The organism is Rhizobium sp. LjRoot258, assembly GCF_964254185.1.
Lineage (GTDB): Bacteria > Pseudomonadota > Alphaproteobacteria > Rhizobiales > Rhizobiaceae > Rhizobium.
In genome coordinates this window covers 1,109,476-1,132,700 of the sequence record NZ_CAXUST020000002.1, presented here as the reverse complement: position 1 = coordinate 1,132,700, position 23,225 = coordinate 1,109,476, and the positions used below count along the sequence as shown (strand labels likewise).

The 23,225-nt window shown below is 59.6% G+C and carries 22 protein-coding genes and 1 pseudogene; 19 read left to right on the top strand and 4 right to left on the bottom strand.

Features of this window, described 5'->3' with window-relative positions; all coding sequences use genetic code 11:
• The first annotated feature begins 79 nt into the window (after positions 1 to 79).
• From ACSQ9D_RS26120 to ACSQ9D_RS26075, 10 genes are all read left to right on the top strand, one after another.
• Complete coding sequence (locus ACSQ9D_RS26120) at positions 80 to 910, top strand: transporter substrate-binding domain-containing protein (protein ID WP_436284752.1); 831 nt, start codon at positions 80 to 82, stop codon at positions 908 to 910.
• A gap of 110 nt (positions 911 to 1,020) precedes the next feature.
• Complete coding sequence (gene aroQ, locus ACSQ9D_RS26115) at positions 1,021 to 1,464, top strand: type II 3-dehydroquinate dehydratase (RefSeq protein WP_436284751.1); 444 nt, start codon at positions 1,021 to 1,023, stop codon at positions 1,462 to 1,464.
• Positions 1,465 to 1,495: 31 nt separating this feature from the next.
• A complete protein-coding gene (locus ACSQ9D_RS26110) occupies positions 1,496 to 2,164 on the top strand; it encodes an amino acid ABC transporter permease (RefSeq protein WP_436284750.1) in 669 nt (222 codons plus the stop codon).
• A gap of 10 nt (positions 2,165 to 2,174) precedes the next feature.
• Entirely contained in the window at positions 2,175 to 2,816 is a 642-nt protein-coding gene (locus ACSQ9D_RS26105; protein WP_436284749.1) for an amino acid ABC transporter permease, read from the top strand.
• A 43-nt stretch (positions 2,817 to 2,859) separates the two neighbouring features.
• Positions 2,860 to 3,621 (top strand): amino acid ABC transporter ATP-binding protein, encoded by a 762-nt coding sequence (locus ACSQ9D_RS26100; protein ID WP_436284748.1) that lies wholly within the window; start codon positions 2,860 to 2,862, stop codon positions 3,619 to 3,621.
• A gap of 18 nt (positions 3,622 to 3,639) precedes the next feature.
• A complete protein-coding gene (locus ACSQ9D_RS26095) occupies positions 3,640 to 4,710 on the top strand; it encodes a Gfo/Idh/MocA family protein (RefSeq protein WP_436284747.1) in 1,071 nt (356 codons plus the stop codon).
• A gap of 1 nt (position 4,711) precedes the next feature.
• Complete coding sequence (locus tag ACSQ9D_RS26090; protein ID WP_436284746.1) at positions 4,712 to 5,542, top strand: shikimate dehydrogenase family protein; 831 nt, start codon at positions 4,712 to 4,714, stop codon at positions 5,540 to 5,542.
• A gap of 529 nt (positions 5,543 to 6,071) precedes the next feature.
• Positions 6,072 to 6,740 (top strand): VOC family protein, encoded by a 669-nt coding sequence (locus ACSQ9D_RS26085; RefSeq protein ID WP_436284745.1) that lies wholly within the window; start codon positions 6,072 to 6,074, stop codon positions 6,738 to 6,740.
• A gap of 443 nt (positions 6,741 to 7,183) precedes the next feature.
• Positions 7,184 to 7,564, top strand: a complete 381-nt coding sequence (locus ACSQ9D_RS26080; RefSeq protein WP_436285176.1) for a cupin domain-containing protein — start codon at positions 7,184 to 7,186, stop codon at positions 7,562 to 7,564.
• 1,930 nt (positions 7,565 to 9,494) lie between these two features.
• On the top strand, positions 9,495 to 9,626 hold the full coding sequence (locus ACSQ9D_RS26075; protein ID WP_436284744.1) for a hypothetical protein: 132 nt from the start codon (positions 9,495 to 9,497) through the stop codon (positions 9,624 to 9,626).
• Between the two features lie 177 nt (positions 9,627 to 9,803).
• Here the strand turns inward: ACSQ9D_RS26075 and ACSQ9D_RS26070 are convergent, their stop codons facing one another.
• Together ACSQ9D_RS26070 and ACSQ9D_RS26065 are read right to left on the bottom strand one after the other, a co-directional pair.
• Complete coding sequence (locus ACSQ9D_RS26070) at positions 9,804 to 9,992, bottom strand: glutathione S-transferase family protein (protein WP_436284743.1); 189 nt, start codon at positions 9,990 to 9,992, stop codon at positions 9,804 to 9,806.
• A gap of 12 nt (positions 9,993 to 10,004) precedes the next feature.
• Positions 10,005 to 10,892 carry a LysR substrate-binding domain-containing protein gene (locus tag ACSQ9D_RS26065; protein WP_436284742.1) on the bottom strand — a complete coding sequence of 296 codons (888 nt, stop codon included), beginning with the start codon at positions 10,890 to 10,892 and terminating at the stop codon, positions 10,005 to 10,007.
• A 102-nt stretch (positions 10,893 to 10,994) separates the two neighbouring features.
• On the opposite strand from ACSQ9D_RS26065, the gene ACSQ9D_RS26060 reads away from it, so the two are divergent.
• The 3 genes and pseudogenes from ACSQ9D_RS26060 to ACSQ9D_RS26050 all read left to right on the top strand — a co-directional run.
• Positions 10,995 to 12,248, top strand: coding sequence for an aromatic ring-hydroxylating oxygenase subunit alpha (locus ACSQ9D_RS26060; protein WP_436284741.1), 1,254 nt, complete (start codon positions 10,995 to 10,997; stop codon positions 12,246 to 12,248).
• Complete coding sequence (locus ACSQ9D_RS26055) at positions 12,238 to 13,326, top strand: FAD-binding oxidoreductase (RefSeq protein WP_436284740.1); 1,089 nt, start codon at positions 12,238 to 12,240, stop codon at positions 13,324 to 13,326. Before ACSQ9D_RS26060 ends, ACSQ9D_RS26055 begins: the two co-directional genes overlap by 11 nt.
• Positions 13,327 to 13,361: 35 nt before the next feature.
• Positions 13,362 to 13,562 (top strand): annotated as a pseudogene (locus ACSQ9D_RS26050) (aminopeptidase P family protein); the annotation flags it as partial.
• Between the two features lie 94 nt (positions 13,563 to 13,656).
• On the opposite strand, the gene ACSQ9D_RS26045 reads toward ACSQ9D_RS26050, so the two are convergent.
• Together ACSQ9D_RS26045 and ACSQ9D_RS26040 are read right to left on the bottom strand one after the other, a co-directional pair.
• Entirely contained in the window at positions 13,657 to 14,247 is a 591-nt protein-coding gene (locus ACSQ9D_RS26045; RefSeq protein ID WP_436284739.1) for a dimethylsulfoniopropionate lyase, read from the bottom strand.
• 51 nt (positions 14,248 to 14,298) lie between these two features.
• Entirely contained in the window at positions 14,299 to 16,335 is a 2,037-nt protein-coding gene (locus tag ACSQ9D_RS26040; RefSeq protein WP_436284738.1) for an FAD-dependent oxidoreductase, read from the bottom strand.
• A gap of 145 nt (positions 16,336 to 16,480) precedes the next feature.
• Here ACSQ9D_RS26040 and ACSQ9D_RS26035 point away from each other — a divergent pair, with 145 nt between their 5' ends.
• The 6 genes from ACSQ9D_RS26035 (at position 16,481) to ACSQ9D_RS26010 (ending at position 23,225) form a co-directional block, all read left to right on the top strand.
• Entirely contained in the window at positions 16,481 to 17,110 is a 630-nt protein-coding gene (locus ACSQ9D_RS26035; RefSeq protein WP_436284737.1) for a TetR/AcrR family transcriptional regulator, read from the top strand.
• A gap of 11 nt (positions 17,111 to 17,121) precedes the next feature.
• Entirely contained in the window at positions 17,122 to 17,916 is a 795-nt protein-coding gene (locus ACSQ9D_RS26030) for a pyrroline-5-carboxylate reductase family protein (RefSeq protein WP_436284736.1), read from the top strand.
• Between the two features lie 70 nt (positions 17,917 to 17,986).
• Complete coding sequence (locus tag ACSQ9D_RS26025; protein WP_436284735.1) at positions 17,987 to 18,988, top strand: ABC transporter substrate-binding protein; 1,002 nt, start codon at positions 17,987 to 17,989, stop codon at positions 18,986 to 18,988.
• A 95-nt stretch (positions 18,989 to 19,083) separates the two neighbouring features.
• The gene (locus tag ACSQ9D_RS26020) at positions 19,084 to 19,971 is read left to right on the top strand and encodes an ABC transporter permease (protein WP_436284734.1); all 888 of its coding nucleotides are present in this window, start codon (positions 19,084 to 19,086) and stop codon (positions 19,969 to 19,971) included.
• Positions 19,964 to 21,043 (top strand): quaternary amine ABC transporter ATP-binding protein, encoded by a 1,080-nt coding sequence (locus ACSQ9D_RS26015; protein WP_436284733.1) that lies wholly within the window; start codon positions 19,964 to 19,966, stop codon positions 21,041 to 21,043. The genes ACSQ9D_RS26020 and ACSQ9D_RS26015 overlap by 8 nt, the downstream gene beginning before the upstream one ends.
• A 196-nt stretch (positions 21,044 to 21,239) precedes the next feature.
• Positions 21,240 to 23,225, top strand: a complete 1,986-nt coding sequence (locus ACSQ9D_RS26010; protein ID WP_436284732.1) for an FAD-dependent oxidoreductase — start codon at positions 21,240 to 21,242, stop codon at positions 23,223 to 23,225.

Below are 23,225 nucleotides of genomic sequence, written 5' to 3'. Positions count from 1 at the left end.
CCTCTGGCAAATATCTCCCCATGCAGTCGGGAGAGGATGACTGTTGGGTCCAAGCGACCGCCAAAAGGAGGAGGAATCAATGTTCAAGTCGATGCTGACACGGCGCCATGCCATGGTGGCTGCCGCCACGCTCGTAGCTGCCATCGGGCTTACGAAGCCGGCGGCCGCCATCACACCCGAAGAAATCAAGGCAAAAGGAAAGCTCATCGTCGGCATCCAGGGCGATAACCCGCCATGGGGCTTCGTGACCAGCGGCGGCAAGCAGGACGGCCTCGATGCCGATATCGCCACGCTCTACGCCAAGGAATTGGGCGTATCCGTCGAATTCGTGCCGCTTGAAGTCAACAACCGCATTCCCGCGCTGACCACGGGCCGCGTCGACGTTCTCTTCGCGACGATGGCCATGCTGCCGGATCGCGCCAAGGCTGTTCAGTTCAGCAAGCCTTATGTTGCCAACGCGATTGTCCTGATTGCTCCGAAGTCGATGTCGATCAAGGCCAAGGACGATATGGCCAATCTCACGATTGGCGTCGCGAAAGGTGCAGCGCAGGATACGCAGGTCACCAAGAATGCGCCACAGAGCGCAACGATCCGCCGCTTCGACGGTGATGCCCCCAGCGTCCAGGCGCTGGTGTCCGGGCAGGTCCAGGCTCTCGGCGGCAACATCTTCTACATGGACCGGGTCGAAAAGGCGCGTCCGGGCGAATTCGAAAACAAGCTCGAATTCCAGAAGCTCTACAATGGCGCCTGCACGCGTCTTGGCGAGAAGGAAATCAACGCTTCTATCAATTCCTTCATCGACAAGATCAAGGACAACGGCGAGCTCAAGAAGATCTACGACAAGTGGATGAAGGTGCCGGTTCCGGAGTTCCCTGCGAGCCTCGACGGCATTCCGTTCACCGCCAACTAAGCCACGCGCTGCTTAGAGCCAAGGCAAAACGGCGGGCATTGTGGTGCCCGCCAACGATACCGCCATGCTTGGCGGCCCAGGGGCCCTTGCGCGTTTTGTGGAGCGCCATCATGAACAAGACGATCTTTGTGCTGAACGGACCGAACCTCAACCTGCTTGGCCAGCGGGAGCCGGCAATCTACGGCACCACGACGCTCGCCGACATTAAGGAAAAATGCCTCGCCAAGGCGAAGGGCCTCGGGTTCGCCATTGACTTTCGCCAGACCAATTTCGAGGGGGAACTGGTGGAAAGCGTGCACCAGGCGCGCAAGGACGCATGCGGTATCATCATCAATCCCGCCGGCTATACCTTCACGTCGATCGCACTGCTTGATGCGCTGAAAACATTCGATCCTCCGAAAATCGAGCTGCATATTTCCAATGTGCATGCGCGCGAAAGCATCTACCACAATTCGCTGATCTCGCGCGTTGCGACCGCAATCATCATCGGCTTTGGCGCGCGCGGTTACGAACTGGCGATCGAAGCCATGGCAGACATGGTCGGACAAAGCTGATGATCGAAGACGGTGGATCAGAGAGGCGGCCATGAACTATCAACTGGATTTCACCCCGGTCATCGACGGGCTGCCAAGCCTGCTTCTCGGCTGTCTCGGCACCTTCCTGCTGGCGATCTGCGGCATGCTGCTTGCCATTGTCATCGGCATAGGCGGCGTCGCCCTCAGGGACTCGCCTTTCAAACCGCTACGCTGGCTGGTGATCGGCTTTGTCGAGCTCATTCGCAACACGCCGTTCCTGGTTCAAATCTTCTTTCTGTACTTTGCCCTGCCCTTGGCCGGCATCCGACTTGACCCGACACCGACGGCAATCATCGCTCTTGGAATCAACGGCGGCGCCTACGCCATCGAGATCATTCGAGGCGGTGTCCAGTCGATCTCGAAAGGTCAGATGGAGGCAGGCCTTGCTCTTGGGCTGCACAAGGCGCAGGTCTTTCGGCTGATCATCCTCAAGCCGGCTCTCAGGGCGATCTATCCGTCGTTAACCAGCCAGTTCGTGCTTTTGACGCTGTCGACCAGCATCGCTTCGGCGATCTCGGCCTACGAACTGACGTCGGTGTCGCAACGCATCGAATCCGAAAGCTTTCGAAGCTTCGAGGTCTACTTCACGGTGACGATCTTCTACCTCGTCATCTCCTGGCTGATGATGCGCCTCTTTGCGCTGTTTTCGGCACGCTATTTCACTTATCCGATCAAGTAGGGTCCAAGCGATGGGCAGCGAAGAATTCATTTTCCTCCTGATCGGTTTGAAATGGACCGTGCTTCTCTCGGTCGTCGGCTTCATCTGCGGAGGGATTGCCGGGCTAGGCGTTGCGCTGGCGCGCAGCTGCGAGATCCCGATCCTGGAACGCATCATGGCCGGCTATATCGCGGTCTTCCAGGGCACTCCGCTGCTGATGCAGCTCTTCGTCGTCTATTATGGTCTGGCTCTCATCGGCCTTAAGCTCGATGCATGGGTGGCTGTCGCCGTCGGATTGACGCTGCATGCCAGCGCCTATCTGGGAGAGATCTGGCGAGGCTCGATCGATGCCGTGCCGCGCGGTCAGACGGAGGCGGCAAGAGCGCTCAGTCTCAAATATGTCTCGCGCATGAAGGATGTCATCCTGCCGCAGGCACTGCGCATCTCACTGCCGGCAACGATCGGCTTCCTCGTACAGCTCATCAAGGGCACCTCGCTTGCCTCGATCGTTGGCTTCACGGAGCTTACGCGGGCCGGCAACATCATATCCAACCAGATCTTCCAGCCACTAACGGTCTTCGGCATCGTGGGGGCACTGTATTTCCTGATGTGCTGCCCGCTGACGATCATCGGGGCGCGTCTCGAACGGCGCTTTGCCGCGTCCGCTCGCTGATGAAGAGCCAGCGAATTTACAAGAGATCGATGGAATTGAGACCATGACCAATGCTTCCGCACCGACCGCAGAGACCGTGATCACCATGAACCAGGTGGAGAAATGGTACGGCGCCTTTCAGGCCCTGCACGATATCAACATGTCGGTGCGCAAGGGCGAGCGGATCGTTCTGTGTGGACCTTCAGGCAGCGGAAAATCAACGCTCATCCGCTGTATCAACCATCTCGAAACCTACCAGAAGGGGGAGATCCGCGTTGGTGGCATTCTGCTTGGAAACCAGGCAAAGTCGATCGACGCGATCCGTCGCGACGTCGGCATGGTGTTCCAGCAGTTCAATCTCTTTCCGCATCTGACCGTACTGCAGAACTGCATGCTGGCGCCGATGCGGGCACTTGGCGTTGGAAGGGCGCAGGCCGAGGAGCGCGCACGCTCATTGCTTGGCCGGGTCAAGATCCTTGAACAGGCCGACAAATATCCGGTGCAGCTCTCCGGCGGTCAGCAGCAGCGTGTCGCGATTGCGCGGGCGCTTTGCATGCGGCCGAAGATCATGCTCTTCGATGAACCGACCTCCGCGCTCGATCCCGAGATGGTCAAGGAGGTGCTTGATACGATGATCAGTCTCGCCGAAGAGGGCATGACGATGATCTGCGTCACGCACGAGATGGGCTTTGCCCGCCAGGTCGCCGACCGGGTCGTCTTCATGGCGAGCGGCGCGATCGTCGAGGAAGCCCCCCCAGCCGAATTCTTCACCAACCCGCGCCACGAGCGCACACGCAAATTTCTGGGCGAAATCCTGCGCAACTAGAGCTTTGGGGAAATTCCAATGTCAGCACAATCGCAGACGCCCCCCTTGAAGATCGCGGTGACGGGCGCGGGCCTCATAGGCAGGCGCCACATCGAAGGCGTTTTGGCCGAGCCGCGCGCCACACTTTCCGCCGTCGTCGACCCGTCAGATGCCGGGCGCGACTTTGCGAAAAGCACGGGCGCCCGATGGTTCCCGACCCTTGCGAAGGCTGCCGCAAGCGAGCGCCCGGACGGGGTGATTGTTGCCACCCCGAACCAGCTTCATGTCGCCAACGCCCTCGAGGCCATCGCGGCTGGAATTCCGGTCTTGGTCGAGAAGCCGATCGCTGACAATGCCGAAACTGGCGCCGCCCTCGTCGATGCCGGCTTTCAGGCGAACGTTCCCATTCTGGTCGGCCACCATCGCCGCTACAATCCCATCATACAGGAGACAAAGCGCGTCTTAGACAGCGGTCGACTGGGCAAGCTTTTGACTGTCCAGGGGACATTCTGGGTTGCCAAGCCCGACGACTACTTCGACGTCGCCTGGCGCCGACAGGCAGGCGCCGGACCGACCTTCATCAACCTGATCCACGACGTCGATCTCTTCCGCTATCTTTTCGGCGAGGTGGACGCCGTCCATGCGATGGAGTCGAATTCGACCCGCAAGCACCCTGTCGAGGACACCACCGTTATCCTGCTCCGGTTCGCAAACGGCATCCTTGGAACCTTGAACGCATCCGACGCGGTCGCCTCCCCCTGGAGCTGGGAGATGACGGCGGGAGAGAACCCGGCGTTTCCGCGGCTGGATCAATTCTGCTACCAGATCGGCGGGACCGGTGGTTCGCTGGCCATCCATGCGCTTTGGACCAATGCGTCGAAGCCCAATTGGCTGGAAGCGCTTGTCTCAGAACGCGTAGCGTTCACACCGACCGACCCACTGACCGCACAACTTCACCATTTCTGCGATGTGATCCGTCGCCAAGCTGAGCCTCTTGTCAGCGGCACGGAAGGTCTTGCCACGCTGCGCGTCGTCGAAGCGATCAAGGCGTCGGCGCAATCAGGCAAGACGATCCACCTGGGTAAAACCGATAGGCGACAAGGTCATTGATATGATTACTGGCACCACAAGGCTTATCGCTCACCTCGGCTATCCGACGGAATCATTCAAAGCACCGCTGATCTACAATCCGTACTTCGAAAAAAGCGGCATCGATGCCGTCGTCGTACCGATGGGTTGCAAGCCTGAGGACTATCCCTCGTTCCTCAAGCTCGTCTTCAGGCTTTCGAATATTCATGGCGCCCTCGTCACCATGCCACACAAGGTCACGACGATGGGACTGCTCGACGACGTATCGACGAACGCCAAGGTCGCTGGCTCATGCAACGCTGTCAGGCTCGGGCCGGCCGGCAGGCTGATCGGCGATATGTTCGATGGTGAAGGCTTTGTCCGCGGCCTATTGCGCAAAGGGAAAAGGGTGGAGGGAGCTCAAGTGCTGATCGTCGGTGCAGGCGGTGTCGGCTCTGCGATCGCCGCTTCAATGGCAGGTGCCGGCGCGCGGCGGATTCTGCTCCACGATGACAACGCGACTACCTCGGCAGGGCTGAGCGACCGGCTGAAGAGATACTATCCAATGACCGAGGTGAGCATCGGTTCAACAGATCCTGCTGGTTTCGACATCGTCGTCAACGCGACACCCCTCGGGATGCGTAAGAACGACCCATTGCCCCTCGACGTTTCGCGCCTCTCACCTTCCACCTTTGTCGGCGAGGTCGTCATGAAGGAAGAAATCACGCCGTTTCTGGCGGCAGCACGCGCGCGTGGATGCGCATTCCAGGTCGGCACGGACATGTTGTTCGAGCAAATACCGGCCTATTTGGAGTTCTTCGGCTTCCCCACGGCAAGCGCAGAATACCTGCGATCGATTGCACGGCTGCAATGATCGCTTGCGCGCTGCGATCAGGTTAAGTCCACACGGGCGATCTCTAAAAAATTTCCTGGACTTGGCGTCCTCGAAGTGCGGGCCCTTGTCGTTCAAATTGCCAGGTGCGTTCCTCCTTTGCGCGGCTATCGCGCCTTCGGCATGCGAAAATACCAATCCCTGATCCGATGATCTGTGGGCACGGCGACCCGAGATTTGTGATAACATCGCCCCGCTACACGATGTGTGGCGGCGCGCCACCGGAAAGCGTCCCGCTTGCGAGCAGCAGGTACGACCACCCGTGCGCTACTTTGATGCAAGTGCGTTCGCGTCGCATGTCAATGCCCGAAGTTTCCCCGTGACGAGCGCGGTCTTTGCGTTGCGCATGTTGTTTTCGTTGTCGTTCAGGCTTGCTTGAGGTGATCCACGGCATCGAGCACATGGCTGGCATAGACCATGGCACTGGGAGCGAAGTTTATTGCGTCAACGGTGGGGCAGATGCCCCTGCCCTCCACGACCTCATCCAAGCCCAAGTCGAAGGAGAATTGTGATGACCACTGCAATCAAGACCAACAACGAGCGGGCCCTCGAGATGAAGCTCGAAGTCATCGTCATCCCGGTGTCGGACGTCGATCGTGCCAAACACTTTTACGGCAACCTGGGTTGGAGGCTCGATGCGGACTTCGCTGGCAGTGACGACTACCGCGTCATCCAGTTCACGCCCCCAGGCTCCGGCGCCTCGGTTATCTTCGGCAGGCACGTGACGGCGGCGGCCCCCGGCTCGGCACAAGGGCTATACCTTGTCGTTTCGGATATCGAGGCTGCGCGTCGCGATCTGCTCGCTCGCGGCGTGGAGATCAGCGAGGCGTTCCACCACGCCGGCGACGCCTATTCCGGTCCTGATGAACCCTATCTGTTTGGCAGGCGAAGGTTTCGCGGACCGGATCCCGAACGCAGCAGCTACAGCTCCTATGCCTCGTTCAGCGATCCGGACGGCAACGGTTGGCTGCTGCAGGAGGTGACAGCGCGCCTGCCTGGACGCGTGGCCGCGGACGCCACGACATTCACCTCCCTGACCGAGCTTGAGAGCGCACTTCGCCGTGCCGAGGCGGCTCACGGAGAGCATGAGCAACGGCTCGGCGAGCGCGACGCGGACTGGCCAAGTTGGTATGCCGAGTACATTATAAACGAGCAGGCCGGCAAACCGCTGCCAACGTAAGCATCCCTCGGCGACGCGTGGCTGCGCCGCCGTCCGCGCATGTGCAGCCACAAGCACCCACCTCGGCATGAAACCGTCGGTTCAAAGTTCACAGCTATCAACAGCGCACCGATTGGCAAGACCGCTAAAAGCCTGATGGAAGGCAGGAAGCCCGGACCCATCGCAATATCGGGTCTTCTGGTGACTGCGTCACTGGGGCCGATCTTTCACACCACCGGGCCGAGCTTCTTTGTTGACGAGCGTCGCACTCGGTTCAGGTCGTTGCAGCCGGCACGAGCCAGCACGATTGTGGCCATCATTGCGGCGGACACAATGCGTTACAATAAGCTATCCAGGCCGACACATCCGGCATTCATCCATGCGGGAAGATGCCATTGCGGCCTTGAAGGGCCGGGCATCAAACCCCTCGATGAAAGGACGACAAGATGAAGACCACCAGGATCATGACGCTCGCCATGTTGTTGCTGGCAAACACAATGGCGTTCTCGACCGCACGGGCAGAACAGCCGCTGCAGCGCACTGACCTGCTGAAGAACGACATCGATGTGGCCGGCCATGAGGCTGTCCAGGTGCGCGTCGATTTCGCGCCAGGCGTTCTTGCGCCCAAGCACTCCCATCCCGGCGAAGAACTCGCCTATGTTCTTAAGGGAACGCTTGAGTACCAGCTCGAAGGCAGGCCGCCTGTAACCCTCACGGCTGGCCAATCCCTGTTTATTCCGTCGGGCGTTACCCACTCGGCGAAGAACGTTGGCGGTGGCAAGGCGTCTGAACTGGCGACCTACATCGTCAAGAAAGGTGCGACGCTCGTCGTGCCTGCAAAGTGAGGCATTGCGATGCCTAAATCATCAAGCATGGGGCTGCGGCATTGACCGCATCCGGCCCGTCGCGGCGTGCTTTGCTTCGGGCTCGAGATTCGATCGCGATCGCTGGAGCTTTTCTTCCCGCGATCACGATCGCTGTCACTGCTCTGGCCTGGCGCTCCCCAGGCTTTTAGGCGAGAACGAGCGCCGGCCCGACGGCAAACTGGCTTTTGGGTGGGAACCATTGGCAGATGGATGGATTTTGACGTAAGTCCTCGCCCGCGATCGTCCGATCGCGCCACCACGATCCGACGGGGCCATTTTAAGACGAAGCTAAACTAAGGCTTGCCTTCCCCACAATTAGGGTACATCGTTCGACCTTCAGTAGTTTAACTTCAGGGCGCTACTGGTTGGGGGCCACTATACCCTCGCCCCAATAGAAGGAGGACGCGATGTCTTCCCATCCCCTATCAATCGTTACATCAGCGGACCTTGCAATGCTGCAAATCGTCTTGGACACCGCCGGGTACGATGCTGCCAGTAGTCTCGTCGATCCCAAACGCTACAACGTCGCAGCCAAACTAGTAATCAGACGCTTCCAAGAAGGGGTGACTTCCTCTTGCGCGCTGTCGCAGGAATTGGATCGGCATTTTGGCACTTCGTGATCAAAAGAGTTTTCAGTAAGCTTCTCGCGTACCCGCGCTTCCATCCAAGATCTGCGGGTGTCGTCCTCATAGACCAGCCTTGGCTCGTCAAATGAAAAGCCCCCGTCGATGTCGCGGGGCGCTTGCTAGTTCAATTCACGGGCACCCTCATGAAAACTGTCCCCACACCAAGTTACCAAGTTGATGACACGCGCCGGCAGGACGAATGCTCTCGTGCTTTTGATGCTGTTGCGCGGGCCATAATGATAAGCGCCGTAGCCGCAGGGTGGCGCGAGGGTGAGGCAGCCCTAGCACTGGCGGACGCCGCCGAGCGGTACGTTATCTATATAGCGACACCTGTTCGCGCAGTCCCGGCGCCCGCAAACACCAACACCAGATAGAGCATCGCCACACATTGAGTTTGTTTGGAGCGGTGTATAAACGACATGCGGTGGTGCAGCCGATCACCTCATCGACAGAGGCAGTGCGCCTCACGCAACCCGACGCTGCAATGCCCCCGGGACCTCCACCGCTTGACGCCATCCATCAAAGGTTGCAATCTCGACCGATCAACCCTTGGAGATGCAATGACATCGCGACTTACCTATGTGCTGACAGTGCTGGTCGTGGCTAGCGTGCTTCTATGGTGGGCCATGAATTGGTGATCGAACGGACCTCGTCGCCACCTTCGTTTATCCGGCCCGAGATGTACTTGTCGAGATGCAGGGGCTCACAACGCACTGATCCGCTCAAACGCGCCGGAGCCTTCCGCCGATCTCCAGATAGACTTGGACTTCGGTTGTGGGCCCGCCGCTTCTGGCGGCGGGTTGCTTTTGCGACCGAAAACTACTTCCGACCGCCGCTTGGGCGGGATTTGCCGCCGGCACCCCCTGCGGTCTTGGCGTCGGGGGCTTGCCCAAAATTGGTTCCCCCTAGGTGTCCCCCGCCACTTGTATTTGCGACCTGGCGTTCGGTCCTGCGCTGAATTTCAGCGGCATCGGTTTTGCTCATTCTAGGTTCCTTTTCGTTGCACAAGTGATCGCTGCCGGACGTGGCCCGGCAGATGAGATCGATTTTGAGAGAAAAGGTCTGCCTGACGCCAACGGCGCGAAGCGAAGCTCGACTGGCAAACTCGACGGGGCAACCTGATCCGCCATTGTGTTCAAAGCAAGTTCCAGGGTCGATCGAGCAGCCGACGAAAAGGGCCGGGGCGAAAGTGCACCTACTTTCCTCCCGTCGACGAGGGCTTATCTTGCACATTTCATTGCGCGATGATCGGCACAATCCCTCGTCTTAATCAGGCCAGGGAAATGACGCGCCGTGAGGATATCATCCATCTTCAAGCGGAACTCGACTGGCGTCTCTCCGGTATGCCCAACCGGATGGATGCGCGCAATGACGTCCCCTTTCTCAACAGAATCGCCAAGGCGCGCATAAAGTAAACTTCAGCAGTGTCGCGTCGCCATCTTCAGTTCGCTCCGGCTTTGATCACGTCCTTCACCCATTCCGGCATCAAAGGTTGCCGCACATCGAACGAAGACGTCTGCTTCAGCGAGGCGTCGTCGCTTCTGGCGATTGATCGTAAAGACTGGCAAGGTCGCTCCAATCGGCCAAGCGCGTCATCGGGAACGTCGCTGCGAACATCGACGCAGCGCCGGATCAGGCATTTCCCTCTCGAGGTAGGCCATGATGGCGATGGATTCGCGCACGACGAATTCGCCGTTTGTCAGCGTTTGCACCTTCCCGCGGGGATTGAGGGCAAGATATTCCGGCGTCTTGCTCTGACCCTTGGTCGGATCAAGGCGCATAGCCTCCCGACTTCAACGATGAAGGGCAGCAGTCAGCCATTTGGCGGCATGGTCCGCAGCGATGGTTCGACGCATCCTGAGAGGAAGAAGCACGTTGTAATGATCGTCTGCAGCAAGCTCTGATTCACCGAGCTCTACGAGCGTCCCATCATCGAGAAAGGTTTGGATAAGAAGACGCCACCCCAAAGCCACGCCCTGGCCCGCCCGAGCGGCTGCGATCGTTTCCGTGTAGTGGTTGAAACGCAGCGAAGGCTTGACGCTCAACGAACGTCCGGTCTTCTCGACCCACCTCGCCCAAGACAGCCAGGAACGATCCTGTGCATCCGTTTCGATAAACTCATCCAACTCGGAAAGTTCCGGCGAGCGCCGGGCGCGCATGTACTCTGGCGAGCAAACAGGAACGATGGCGTCGTTCTGTGAAGCGATGACGGTTCCGTCGCTGAAAGGCGGCATCCCATAGCGGATCGCTATATCGATGTCTCCCGCGCTCAAATCGATGCGAGTGTCCTGCGAGATGACACGAATCTGTATTCCAGCGTTTTCCCGTCGGAAATGCGCTAAACGTGGAAGAAGCCAGAAGGATGAAAACGCAACCGTTGCGCCAATTGTGACGACGTCCTTCTCAGACGAGCGGATGACCTCGATCGCATCAGCGATGTTCGCAAAACTCTGTGCGAGGGACGTCCCCAAGGAAAGGCAGGTTGCAGTTGGTTCGATCGCGCGGTGTTTGCGGACGAACATCAGCTGCCCGAGCTCCGCCTCCAGACCCGCAATCTGACGACTGACCGCGGCCTGAGTGACGCCTAGCTCGGCCGCGGCCAAAGTGAAACTCTTCCGACGGATGACGGCTTCCAGCGTCATGAGTGCCGTCAGTGATGGAATTCGCCTCCGGTAATCCATTCGCGCTCCATTACTTAAAGTCATGCGAAGTGAAAAATTAATGCCGTTGAAGCCCCATCCATGCAAGGGCAAACTAGAGTCGTCCAAGCATAAGAGGTCATCATGCTAAACAGGCTCCCTTCCTCCATCTCAGCCCTCCTTGAAGCTCGTTCCGATGGTCACTCCCTGCCGGCTGGACTCTATACTCGAGACGACGTCTTCGACGCCGACATCGATGTATTCTTCCACAAGCACTGGATCTGCGTGGGCCTGGACTGCGATGTTCCCGAACCTGGCGATGCGACCGTGATCGACATCGGCAAAACGAGCCTGATTCTGCTGCGTGATGACGACGGCGAGATCCGCGTGCTTCACAATGTCTGTCGCCATCGCGGCTCCCGTCTGCTCGATCCCGGAAAGACCATCGTGTCAAAGCTGGTCTGCCCATACCACACCTGGACATACGAGCTGACCGGCGAACTCAGCTACGCGCCGCACATGGGCAAGGACTTGGACAAGAACTGCCACAGCCTGAAGCCTGTAAACTTCAAGTCCATCGGCGGCCTGATCTATGTCTGCCTCTCCGACGATCCGCCGGAGGATATCGCAAACCTGGAGCAGACCATGATCGAGCGTCTTGCCCCCTACGACATCCGAAATGCGAAGATCGCCCATCAGACAGACGTCATAGAGGACGGCAACTGGAAGCTCACGATGGAGAACAATCGCGAGTGCTACCACTGCTCCGCCAACCATCCTGAGCTTTGTGTGTCGTTCGTCGATCTCGACTTCGGCTTCGACCCGGAGACCCTCGGCCCCGAGGATCGCGAGCAGGCCGAGGAGCATTTCCGGCTCTACGAAGAGAAGACGAAGGCCTGGGAGGCCGACGGCTTCCCTTCCGCGGCAGTGGAGCAACTCGTCGACTGCGCGACGAACTTCCGGACCCAGCGCCTGATCATCGCCGGCGCAGGCGAATCCCAGACCCCTGACGCCACGGCGGCGTCGTCAAAGCTGTTGGGCCACATGACCCGAAAGGACCTCGGCGACACGCATCTGTGGGGTCACAATAGCTGGAACCATTTCATGGGCGACCATGCAGTCGTCTCGATCGTGATCCCGCTCTTTGCCGGAAAGACCCTCGTCAGGACGAAGTGGCTTGTCCACAAGGACGCCGTCGAGGGCAAGGACTACGACCTCGACAAGCTCACCGACGTCTGGATCGCCACGACCGACCAGGACGCAGACCTCGTCGCGCGTTCGCATGCCGGCGCGCTCGATCCGGCTTACACGCCGGGGCCCTACTCCCGGTTCTCCGAGACGAACCTGGACAAGTTCGCGGGCTGGTACATCGATCGGATGCGGGCTCATGGGTATTGAGTTCACACAGATGCAACGCGGTCAGGTCACCCAACAAGCCTGGGACCCGGAGCACGACGAAAATCTGGTCTGCATCGACGTCCACCAGGAGACGCATGACGTGAAGAGCTTCACGTTTGCCTCGCCAGAAGGCAAGCGCTTCGACTTCGACCCTGGGCAGTACTTCCTCTTCGACTTCCTGGCCGGAGACGACGCCGAGGCGCGCTGCTATAGCATCTCGTCGTCTCCCCATCGCGGCAACGCCTTCACGGTCACGGTCAAGCGCGTCCCAGGCGGCAAGGTCTCGAACTGGCTTCACGACAACATGACCAACGGCACGACCGTGAAGGCTCAGGGTCCTCTTGGTCACTTCGTTCGGCCGAGATGCGCAGGCACCAAGCTGCTGCTGCTTTCGGGTGGCTCTGGCATAACGCCCGTGATGTCGATCGTTCGTGGACTGGCAGATGGCTGCGAACCGGCCGACGTGGTCTTCGTGCATGCTTCGAGGACGCCGCTCGACCTGATTTTCCGCACCGAGTTGTCCTGTCTGGCCTCGCGGATGAAAGGGTTGCGTCTCCATTTCCTTCCTGAAGGCGTAAATGGCGAGCCGGCCTGGCCTGGAATCACGGGGCGCATCACGCCGGAGTTTATGAAACTGGCCGTGCCGGACATCGCGGACCGAGTGGTGATGTGCTGCGGACCCGCTCCCTTCATGGCAGCCGCACGTTCCATCTCGGCGGACCTCGGCGTGCCTCCAGGCAACTACATCGAAGAGAGCTTCGACGCCGCCGTCATCGACGAACCCGGTCTCCTCGTGGAGGAAGTCGCCGCGAACAAGGTGTTTCAGGTCGAGTTCACCAAACAACGCCGCAAGATTGACGTATCGAGCGAGCAGACCGTGCTGTCCGCGGCGAAGAAGTCAGGCGCGCGGCTTCCGTCGTCCTGTACGAATGGCGTCTGTGGGACCTGCAAATCGAAGCTCGTTTCAGGCTCGGTTGAGATGAACCATAACGGCGGCATAAGGCAGCGCGAGATCGACGCCGGCATGTTCCTGCCCTGTTGCTCCAAGCCGCTCAGCGATCTGGTCGTCGATCGCTGAGCAACGCACCCTGCACTCATTTCGACATCTCAAGGATTCACTCACATGCTACGTGGCGCGACAACGCTTCGGAGCCCGGCAACTCGACCGTCTTTAGGGACGAGCAGGCACACCTCAACCCGGAAGGTACCGACCGTCCCCTTATCAGTCCGATCCCCGCAGCCACGCTCGACGCCGCCAGGAGATACCGCCTCGGCCGCTTGCGAGCGAAGATGAAGGATTGGGACTGTTCCGCATCCTCGGCAGCCCCTTGGAAAACACCGGAGAGCTTGGCTGCCTGTTCGGCCGCAGAACCCCTTTACGTATTTCCTGTTGCCTCGTTAACTGGTCCTAAGCGCATAACGCCCAGAACGCGAAGAGCGGCGTGTTTAAGGACCGCATGGCGTGTTTGATGTTCGGGAGATTGTAGAAGGTTCCCCCCTTTCCCGGCGCAAACCAGGCACTATCCCCCTGTCGAAACTCGCCGTCGGATAGAACGAGGTATGTTTCTTCCGGAGCGTGATCGTGGTCAGGATAGCGCACGCCCGGCGCCATCAGAGTGACGCCCAGCCACACGTCGTCGCGGTCCTCCAGCCCGCCGGGGCCGACGATCATTGCGTTGGCGTGGCCATCGACGAAGTTCTCACTCGCAGTGCCGTCGTATTTGCTGCGGCGCCTCCATTTAAGGCGCGGCTCCAAGGACTTGAAGCGTCCAAGCATCCGCTGTAGCAGAGGGTCGTCGACCTTCAGAGCCAATGCCTCGGGTAGCCATTCGCAGACAGGCAGCCGGCTGCCGGTCCCGTGCCTCTCGACGCCCTCGCGCTCCAATAGACCGAAGATCTCGAGGATCGAGCGGCGCCCGTCGGGGTCCTCGACCTGCCTGTCGAAGGCCGCGAAGGCCGCATCGATGAAAAGCTGAAGATCCGCGCTTCTTTCAATCATGTTGTGTCCTGCCTAAGGGGGACGGTCGGCCGGAGGGACCGGCCGATCAGATCAAAGATCCTTCGCGATTCTGAGCCCATCGTAGATCGCAGCATGGGTGTTGCGGGCTGCGACCGCGTCGCCGATCCGGAAGAGCTGGAACTGTCCGTCGGGATTGCGGACAACCGACTGCGGCTCGCCGGACAGCAGCTGGTCGTACGACGTCTCGCCAAGATTTTTCGAGAGAGGCTTGAGTTCGAAGTATAACTCGTCCAGCGGAATCGTGCCATGATTGACCACGATCTGGTCGACGACACGCTCCTTGGCAACGCCGCCGTAGTCGCTACCCACCTTGGCGACGATCTGGTTGCCGCTCTTTTGCGCCGATTCCAGGCGGAACGTGACAGTGAACGTCACGTCGAGCTTCTGCAGCGAACGCATGTAGGGTACCAGGTTCATCGCCATGACTTCAGGAGCGAACGATCGGTCTGGCGTCATGATCTCGACCTTCGCGCCCGCCTTGGCCAAGAATTCGGCCGCCTGAAGACCTGCGTGGTCGCCGGCGTCGTCGAAGACGAGGACGTTCGATCCGGGCTTAACATCGCCGGAGATGATGTCCCACGAGGAAACGACGAGTTCGTTACCCTTCGACAGCACGTCCGTGTGCGGGAGACCGCCTGTCGCGATGATGACGACGTCGGGATTTTCCGCGGTGATCGTGTCGCCCTCGGCCAAGGTGTTGAATTGGAAAGTGACGCCGAGTTTTTCGCACTGGCTCATGCGCCAATCGATGATGCTGATCATCTCCCTGCGACGCTCGCTTTGCGCGGTCAGCCTGATCTGTCCACCCGGATTGTTCGCGGCTTCGAAGACGACGACCTCGTGGCCGCGCTCGGCCGCCACGCGTGCAGCTTCAAGACCGGCCGGGCCCGCACCGACGATCACGACCTTCTTGCGGACCTCCGCCTTCTGGACAATATGGGGCATCGTCTGCTCGCGGCCGGTCGCCGCATTATGAATGCAGAACGCCATGCCGCCTTGGTAGATGCGGTCCAGGCAGTAGTTCGCCCCAACGCATGGTCGGATGTCCTCTTCGCGCTTCTCGATAATCTTGCGGACGATGTGCGGGTCCGTTATGTGGGCTCGCGTCATCCCCACCATGTCCACCTTCCCCGCCGCGATCGCATGACGGGCGGTAGCTACATCCGGGATCTTCGCCGCGTGGAACGTCGGGAAATTCGTCGCCGCGCGAATCTCTCCAGCGAAATCGAGATGCGGCGAGTTGGCCATGCCCTGGATGGGAATAACGTCTGTGAGGCCCGCATCGGTGTCGATATGACCGCGAATGACGTTAAGGTAGTCGATCAAGCCGCTGTCGCGCAGGCGCTTCGATATCTCGATGCCTTCCGCCTTTCCCGTGCCGCCGGGAAGACATTCATCAGCGGTATAGCGAACGCCCAGAATGAATTCGTCGCCGACCCTTTTCCGTATCGCCTTGAAGACGTCGAGACAGAAGCGCATGCGGTTCTCGATCGATCCGCCGTATGGAGCGTCGAGTTCGTTGGTGAGCGGAGACGTGAACTGATCGATCAGATGGCCGTAAGCCTCAAGTTCGACGCCGTCCATGCCCCCGGCCTTCATGCGTTCGGCCGCGTCAGCGAAGTCTTTTATGATGCGTTCGATATCCCAGTCTTCGATCTTCTTCGGAAACGCCCTGTGCGACGCTTCGCGATGGTGGGACGGAGCGACGACCGGCAACCAGTCGCCCTTGTCCCAGCGGGTACGCCGGCCGAGATGGGTGAGCTGGATCATGATGGCGGCGCCCTGCTCGTGCACGGCATCGGTCATTTCCCTGATCCACGGAACGATCTCGTCCTTGTAGGCGAGCAGGTTGTTGAAGACCGGCGGGCTGTCTCGGGAAACTGCGGCCGATCCTGCAGTCATCGTCAACGCCACGCCGCCTTTCGCCCTTTCGACCGTGTATGCGCGATATCGCTCCTTGGGCATGCCATCCTCGGGATAGGCGGGCTCATGAGAGGTGACGATGATGCGGTTGCGCAGTTTGAGGTGCTTGAGCTGATAAGGCTGGAGAAGAGGATCGTTCGACATGTGCCGGGCTCCGGATTAGGTACGCAGCGGGACGCTAAACATTAATGTACACATGTGTCAACCGGACAAAACACCGACGTCATTCCTTTTGACACCAATGTACATTTTTGTTGTGCGAGCTTTAGCGATTTGCTAGGAGACATCCATGGATCAGAGTGTGAACGACAGCGGTTGGCGCGGATCACAAGACGGGTGGCTGGAAGCCGCCTACGACTCTCTGTTGGAGTCTGGCGTCGATTCCGTGAAGATTCTGCCCCTTGCCAAGAAGCTCAACCTCTCCAGAACGAGCTTCTATTGGTTCTTCAAGGACCGGGAGGAACTGTTGAGCGCGCTCGTCTCACGTTGGCGTGACAAGAACACGGGCGGCATCGTCAAGCAGTCGGAAGCTTATGCGGAGAGCTTGGCGGAAGCGATGCTCAACGTCTTCGACTGCTGGCTGGACCAGGATCTTTTCGACAGCAAGTTCGAGTTCGCTGTTCGAAGCTGGGCCCTTCAGTCCGAAGAAATTCAGGAGGAGGTTCACAACGCCGACCGGACAAGAATGGAAGCAATCGCGACCATGCTCAGACGTTTCGGCCTTCCCGCAAATTCCGCCGACGTCCGGGCGCGTACAACGTACTTGGTTCAGATCGGATACATCTCGATGCAGTCCAAGGAATCCATCGCAGTTCGCATGAAACGGATTCCCGAATACATCGCCATCTACACCGGCGAAATACCCGCGCGACGAGAACTGGATCGCTTCTACGCGAGGCATGGATACAAGCCGGACTAGGAAGGTTTGAAATGAGCGGTTCACCGAGTATTGGTGTGATTGGCGGGGCCGGCTGGCTCGGCGGAGCCATTGCCGGTGCAGCCCTCGACGCCGGCATCGTCAAAGCGTCTGATCTCGCCCTATCCTACCGCCGCAAGAAGCCTGGAATCCTTCCGGATGCGTTCTGGACCGCCGACAATCAGGAACTGGCGGACCGATCCGACGTGATCATTGTCTCGGTGCGGCCAGAGGACTGGCGCTCTTTGAAGGTCGATGCATCTGGGAAGCTCGTCATATCGGTCATGGCGGGCATCAGGCTCTCTTCCCTTTGCAAAAGTCACCAGACTGAAAGAGCGGTCCGTACGCTTCCCAATGCGGCCGCAGAGGTCAGACTTTCCTACACGCCCTGGGTGGCGACTCAAGATGTTCGTGAAGACGATCGCACGATCGTCCGGGCCATCTTCGACGCATGCGGCGTCCAGGACGAAGTCGCCAGCGAATCGCAAATAGACTACCTGACGGGCCTCAGTGGCTCCGGACCGGCTTTCCCCGCTTTACTGGCCTCGGCGATGATCGAGCATGCTAAGGGCCAGGGGCTTTCCGCCGAAGTCGCCCATAGGGCCGTCGTGACCGTTCTTAAGGGTGCGGGCCGCCTCATGGAACGACGGGAGGAGTGTCCCAGCGACATTGTCCGAACGTTTGTCGACTATCGCGGGACGACCGCGGCAGCGATCGAGGAGATGCGCGCATCAGGCTTCAACGACGCAGTCTCAAGGGGACTGTCGGCGGCGTTTCAGAAATCGGTGAGTATGGGAGACGCTTCCTAACGGCCGTGGGGTGGGTTTTCGCGGCAGCCCGCTCGCCAAGTAAATGCCGCAAGAAAAAAAGGGAACGAGAATGAAAAAACTATTGGCATCTACCTGCATGATGTTCGGGCTGCTCGCAGTGGCCTCTTATGCGAACGCCGCCGACTGCGGCTCCCTGACGATCGCCAGCATGAACTGGCAGAGCGCCGAGGTTCTTTCCAATCTCGACAAGATCATCCTCAACGAAGGATATGGGTGCCAGGCTGAAATCACCGTCGGCGATACCGTTCCCACGATCACCTCGATGGCCGAGAAGGGTGAACCGGACATCGCTCCGGAAGCCTGGGTCGATCTTCTTCCGGATGTCGTGAAGAAGGGCACTGACGAAGGCCGCATCGTCAAGGTCGGGTCGCCTCTCCCCGATGGCGGGATCCAGGGTTGGTGGATCCCGAAATATCTTGCGGACGCACATCCGGACCTGAAGACAATCCCCGATATGCTCAAGCACCCTGAATTGTTCCCGGATGCGGAAGATTCGTCCAAGGGCGCAATTTACAACGGCCCGCAAGGCTGGGGCGGCACGATTGTCACCTCACAGCTTTACAAAGCCTTCGATGCAGAAAAAGCCGGCTTCAAGCTTGTCGATACGGGCTCGGCCGCCGGCCTCGACGGTTCGATTGCAAAGGCCTACGAGCGCAAGGAAGGTTGGGTTGGATACTATTGGGCACCGACCGCCTTGCTTGGAAAGTATGAGATGGTGAAGCTCGAGGCCGGCGTTCCGGCCGACGCCGCCGAATGGAAACGCTGCAACACGGTCGCTGATTGCGCAGATCCGAAGCCGAACGCCTGGCCGACCGACACGATCGTGACGCTCGTCGCAAAGCCCTTCTCCGATAAAGCTGGTCCTGACGTCATGGCTTACCTCGGGAAGCGCGCCTGGAGCAACGAAACCGTCAACAAACTGATGGCCTGGATGAGCGACAACCAGGCGAGCGGCGAAGACGGCGCGAAGCACTTCCTGAAGGAAAACAAGGACGTCTGGACCAAGTGGGTGTCCGAGGATGCGGCGAAGAAGATCGAAGCTTCGCTCTAGTTTCGTGCTGAGGCGGTGTGTGCCGTGCGCGCCGCCTCTTCGAGCTCAGAAAATTGAAAAGACGTGTGACGGCTCTTTCAGAGAAAGGGAACCGAATGGAATGGTTTTACAAATTCCCGCATATGAATGACGACAGCCTGCGTGATCTCAAGAAGGCGATCGACGACGGCTTTCGAACGTTCACGCGTGCCTACGGCGATGCGATCGAAGGCCTCTTCTCCCCTCTGCAGCACTTCCTGCTTGCCGTCGACCGGTTCATGACGCAGACGCCGTGGCCGATCATAACGGTGCTCATCCTCGTGATCGCGTGGATTGCGAGCCGCAGTCTGAAGATCGTGCTGGGCTGTCTGGTGACGCTCCTCTTGATCGGCTATTTCGATATGTGGGAAGACACGATGCGAACGGTCGCGATGATCTTCGTCTGCACTGTTTTGTCCATCGCGATTGGCCTTCCGATCGGCATCCTGATGGCCCGCTCCGACCGGTTCCAGCGGATCGTGAATCCCATTCTCGACGTCATGCAGACGATGCCGAGCTTCGTCTATCTCATCCCGGTCGTCATGCTGCTGGGGATCGGCCGCGTGCCGGGACTGATTGCCGTCGTCATCTATGCAATCCCGCCGATGATCCGCCTGACCGACCTCGGCATCCGACTCGTGGACAAGGACGTTCTCGAGGCCGCCGACGCCTTCGGGGTCTCCAATTCCCAACGGCTCTTCAAGGTCCAGCTGCCGCTGGCGCTCCCGACCATCATGGCCGGCATCAACCAGACCATCATGATGGCCCTGGCCATGGTGGTCATCGCGTCGATGATCGGTGTGCAGGGCCTCGGCCAGCCGGTGCTCAAGGCGATCGCCAACCAGTACTTCACACTCGGCGTCTTCAACGGCCTTGCCATCGTGGGCATCGCAATCATCTTCGACAGAGTCAGCCAGGCGTATGGCAAGCGGCTCCAGAAACACCGGGAGATCGTCCATGGCTGATCATCGTTTCGGCGGCATCAAGATCCGAAATCTGTACAAGGTCTTTGGACCGGAAGCTTCCAAGCACATCCATGCGGTGAAGCAAGGCATGACAAAGTCAGAGCTCAACCACGCGCATGGACACGTGCTGGGTTTGCGTGACATCAACATCGAGATTCCATCGGGCCGCATTCAGGTCATCATGGGTCTGTCCGGCTCGGGAAAATCGACGCTCATCCGTCACATCAATCGCCTGATCGATCCGACAGCCGGCGAGGTTCTGGTCGACGGCGTCGACGTCGTGACGATGAACGAGACCGAGCTCAGACACTTCCGCCGTCATCAGACGGCGATGGTGTTCCAGAAGTTCGCGCTCATGCCTCATCGCAACGTTCTCGACAACACGGTCTTCGGTCTCGAAGTGCAAGGAATCGATCGCGCCAAGGCAGTCGATGTCGCCATGAGATGGTTGGAACGCGTCGGCCTCAAGGGGTTCGAGCAGAAGTATCCGAACCAGCTCTCTGGTGGCATGCAGCAGCGCGTCGGCCTGGCCCGTGCACTGTCCAACGACGCCCCTGTGCTGCTGATGGACGAAGCCTACTCCGCGCTCGATCCGTTGATCAGAACGGACATGCAGAGTGTCCTCCTCGATATCCAGAAGGAGATCAAGAAGACGATCGTATTCATCACCCACGATCTCGACGAGGCTCTTCGACTGGGTGACCAGATCGCCATCCTCCGAGATGGCGAGGTCATCCAGCAAGGAACGAGCCAGGATATCGTGCTGCGACCAGCCGACGAATACGTGGCGAGCTTCGTCAAGGAGGTCAACAGGGGGCGTGTTGTGCAGGTCGAAGCGATCATGCAACCTTGGCCCATCGGCGCTTCGCCAGGCCGGACCACGGTGGCGGCCGGATCCACGGTCGAAGAGGCTGTTCGCAAGCTTGCCTCGGCCCCTGAAGGCGATGTGACCGTCGTATCGGCCTCCGGCCAGCCAGTCGGCGTCGTCACGTTCCGCCAGCTCGCCACCGCAATGGTGAATTCCCATGGCGAAGCCGAGGGGAGCTCCACCCCCCTCGTCGCGGCGCTCTAAACTCTAGGGAAAGTGGCCGCAGATGCCACGCCGATGCGAACATCGTCTGCGCGGGGAACTTCATAACGAGCTCCATGCGCGGCCATCCCTATACTTCGACGGCGATACCGACGTCTGACATGTGGCGGTAGTCGGCGAGAACGGTCCGCCGCCGATCCCGACATTGATTACGCCGCACGCATCTCGAGGATAGATGATGTCTAAGCTGTTTCCACGTCTGAATTCGCCCGTCGGACTTCGAGGACGCACGCTGCGAAACCGCATCGTGTTCGGGGCACATACGGCCAACATGGCCCGTGACGGGATGCCGACAGAACAGCACGTCGCCTACTATGCAGAGCGAGCGATCGGCGGCGCCGCGATGATCGTCGTCGAACCGATGCCCGTCCACCCGGCCGCGGTGTTGACTCGGGGCAACTTCCGCCCCGGCGACGACGCCGTCATTCCGCACTTCAAGCATGTGACCGCGGCGATCAAGGACAACGGCGCCGTCGCGATCCAGCAGATCTACCATGTCGGCGCGCACGGGGATTCCGATAACTCCTATCACGCCCATTGGTCACCATCCGGCCTACCCAGTTACCACGACAGCGATGGCTCACATCCGATGAGCGAGGCCGAAATCTGGGAGACAATACAAGGGTTCATCCAGGCAGCGCGCCGCTGTCGCGATGCGGGATTCGATGGTGTCGAAGTCTGGGCGGCTTATCTGGGGCTTGTCGACCAGTTCTGGACGCCATGGTCCAACCGGCGGGAGGACGAGTGGGGCGGCTCGCTTGAGAACCGTACGCGGTTCTCGCGGGAGATTATGCAGGGCATCAGAGCCGAATGCGGCCCCGAATTCATCATCGGGCTGGCCATCAGCGACGAACCCGATCATAGCGTCGCCCTATCCCGTGATGAACTAGCTGCGATCGTCGCGCTGCACGACGAGCTTGGTCTGGTGGACTACGTCACATGCGGCTCGGGAGGTTATCTCGACTTCCACAAGCTCATGCCGACCTTCGTCTATCCGGAAAAGCTCGGCGCCGACCTGGCAGCCACGATCAAGAGGTCGGTCAACAACGCCCTGGTCATCGCTGAGAGCCACATCAGGACCCCGGAGAATGCCGAGACCGTCCTTGGTCAAGGAGCGTGCGACCTCGTCTCCATCGTTCGCGGCCAGATCGCCGATCCCCATCTTGCGCGAAAGGCTGGAGACGATCATCCGGAGGACATCCGTGGCTGCATATCCTGCAATCAGATGTGCTGGGGACGTCGCTCGCGCGACTATTGGATAAGCTGTCTCATCAATCCATCGGCAGGCCGGGAGCATCTCTGGGGTGGCGACCGTTTCACGCCCACCAACGATCCAAAGAGCGTTTTGGTCGTCGGCGCCGGCCCGGCCGGCCTCGAGGCGGCACGAGCCTCGGCAGAGCGAGGTCACCATGTGATCCTGGCGGAGGCCTCCAGTCGGCTGGGCGGCAACTTCCTGCTCGCCGGCATGCAGCCGCGCCGTGCACAAATCCTTGATCTGATCGAATGGTACGATCGACAGCTCGCCAAGCTCCAGGTCGATGTACGATTGAACACTTACGTCGACGCCGCCGACATCGATGATCTGGGCGTCGACGTCGTGATCCTGGCGACGGGCTCCTATTCGCCTGAGACCGGATTTCAGAAGGCGCTGCCCGCCGTCGAAGCACTGCCGGGTATTGAGAAAGGAAATGTCTTCACAGTCGAGGCTGTCATGGCGAGACAGGCAAGACCGGGAAAGCGGGTCTTGCTTTTGGACGAAGGTGGAGGATGGCGCGGCGGCGGCACGGCATGGAAACTCGCCGAAGATGGTCACACCGTCACCATCCTGTCGCCGGATCCGTTGATCGGGAAGGAGTTGCTGCGGACCACGGCCGATGTTCCTCTTCGAAAGGCGCTGAGGAAGCTCGGCGTGACTTGGCACCTCGAAGTCAGCGTGACGGAATGGCACGGCAACGGTGTCACGTTGCTCGATCACAATACAGGAGAGACCCAGTTCGTCGAAGGCGACTGCCTTGTCCTGGCGACCACCAACCTCGCCGCGAACTGGCTCGCTGAAGAGGTTCGCCCCACTGGCCGGCAGATGATCGAGATCGGTGACTGCGCGGCGCCACGGCAGGCTCCGTATGCATTCTACGAAGGCAGGAAGGCGGCCCTCGCGCTATGA

Excerpts from the sequence above, each read along its gene's own strand:
- ACSQ9D_RS26015 (WP_436284733.1), top strand. The coding sequence starts at position 19,964 with ATGGCTGATCATCGTTTCGGCGGCATCAAGATCCGAAATCTGTACAAG.
- ACSQ9D_RS26090 (WP_436284746.1), top strand. The coding sequence starts at position 4,712 with ATGATTACTGGCACCACAAGGCTTATCGCTCACCTCGGCTATCCGACG.
- ACSQ9D_RS26045 (WP_436284739.1), bottom strand. The coding sequence starts at position 14,247 with ATGATTGAAAGAAGCGCGGATCTTCAGCTTTTCATCGATGCGGCCTTC.
- ACSQ9D_RS26030 (WP_436284736.1), top strand. The coding sequence starts at position 17,122 with ATGAGCGGTTCACCGAGTATTGGTGTGATTGGCGGGGCCGGCTGGCTC.
- ACSQ9D_RS26100 (WP_436284748.1), top strand. The coding sequence starts at position 2,860 with ATGACCAATGCTTCCGCACCGACCGCAGAGACCGTGATCACCATGAAC.
- ACSQ9D_RS26075 (WP_436284744.1), top strand. The coding sequence starts at position 9,495 with ATGACGCGCCGTGAGGATATCATCCATCTTCAAGCGGAACTCGACTGG.
- ACSQ9D_RS26070 (WP_436284743.1), bottom strand. The coding sequence starts at position 9,992 with ATGCGCCTTGATCCGACCAAGGGTCAGAGCAAGACGCCGGAATATCTT.
- ACSQ9D_RS26020 (WP_436284734.1), top strand. The coding sequence starts at position 19,084 with ATGGAATGGTTTTACAAATTCCCGCATATGAATGACGACAGCCTGCGT.
- ACSQ9D_RS26060 (WP_436284741.1), top strand. The coding sequence starts at position 10,995 with ATGCTAAACAGGCTCCCTTCCTCCATCTCAGCCCTCCTTGAAGCTCGT.
- ACSQ9D_RS26085 (WP_436284745.1), top strand. The coding sequence starts at position 6,072 with ATGACCACTGCAATCAAGACCAACAACGAGCGGGCCCTCGAGATGAAG.
- ACSQ9D_RS26120 (WP_436284752.1), top strand. The coding sequence starts at position 80 with ATGTTCAAGTCGATGCTGACACGGCGCCATGCCATGGTGGCTGCCGCC.
- ACSQ9D_RS26105 (WP_436284749.1), top strand. The coding sequence starts at position 2,175 with ATGGGCAGCGAAGAATTCATTTTCCTCCTGATCGGTTTGAAATGGACC.
- ACSQ9D_RS26095 (WP_436284747.1), top strand. The coding sequence starts at position 3,640 with ATGTCAGCACAATCGCAGACGCCCCCCTTGAAGATCGCGGTGACGGGC.
- ACSQ9D_RS26025 (WP_436284735.1), top strand. The coding sequence starts at position 17,987 with ATGAAAAAACTATTGGCATCTACCTGCATGATGTTCGGGCTGCTCGCA.
- ACSQ9D_RS26080 (WP_436285176.1), top strand. The coding sequence starts at position 7,184 with ATGACGCTCGCCATGTTGTTGCTGGCAAACACAATGGCGTTCTCGACC.
- ACSQ9D_RS26110 (WP_436284750.1), top strand. The coding sequence starts at position 1,496 with ATGAACTATCAACTGGATTTCACCCCGGTCATCGACGGGCTGCCAAGC.
- ACSQ9D_RS26065 (WP_436284742.1), bottom strand. The coding sequence starts at position 10,892 with ATGGATTACCGGAGGCGAATTCCATCACTGACGGCACTCATGACGCTG.
- ACSQ9D_RS26035 (WP_436284737.1), top strand. The coding sequence starts at position 16,481 with ATGGATCAGAGTGTGAACGACAGCGGTTGGCGCGGATCACAAGACGGG.
- ACSQ9D_RS26040 (WP_436284738.1), bottom strand. The coding sequence starts at position 16,335 with ATGTCGAACGATCCTCTTCTCCAGCCTTATCAGCTCAAGCACCTCAAA.
- ACSQ9D_RS26010 (WP_436284732.1), top strand. The coding sequence starts at position 21,240 with ATGTCTAAGCTGTTTCCACGTCTGAATTCGCCCGTCGGACTTCGAGGA.
- aroQ (WP_436284751.1), top strand. The coding sequence starts at position 1,021 with ATGAACAAGACGATCTTTGTGCTGAACGGACCGAACCTCAACCTGCTT.
- ACSQ9D_RS26055 (WP_436284740.1), top strand. The coding sequence starts at position 12,238 with ATGGGTATTGAGTTCACACAGATGCAACGCGGTCAGGTCACCCAACAA.